This window comes from Polynucleobacter sp. MWH-Berg-3C6, assembly GCF_018881855.1.
In the GTDB taxonomy this organism is placed as follows: Bacteria; Pseudomonadota; Gammaproteobacteria; order Burkholderiales; family Burkholderiaceae; genus Polynucleobacter.
This window is the reverse complement of the sequence record NZ_JACVPN010000019.1, coordinates 1-255: the sequence shown is the minus strand read 5'-3', so window position 1 is coordinate 255 and position 255 is coordinate 1. Positions and strand designations below refer to the sequence as shown.

Annotated in this window: 1 protein-coding gene; it reads right to left on the bottom strand. The window is 49.0% G+C overall.

Annotated elements, in window-relative coordinates; all coding sequences use genetic code 11:
- A partial coding sequence (locus ICN13_RS10050) for a hypothetical protein (RefSeq protein ID WP_216140216.1) occupies positions 1-255 on the bottom strand: 255 nt, incomplete at both ends.

The window sequence follows — 255 nt, the reverse complement described above, 5'->3', positions numbered from 1 at the left end:
GATCGTTACATCATTTGGATCCATAAAGGATGAGAGGGCATAGTCCTGAAAAGCACCATACGCCTCATTAGTAAAGCCTTCAAACTCAAGCACTGAAACAGGACCACCAGGCCCATTCTCCAGGTAGTAGTCCGTTACTGTTACGCCGCTATCGATCTTGGTATTGCCATCGCCATAGTAAAGATGTGTGCCAACAGGAACTGGGCTCGAGAATGTTCCAGGCGCAAACCTCGCTCCACCAACTCCATAGTCAGG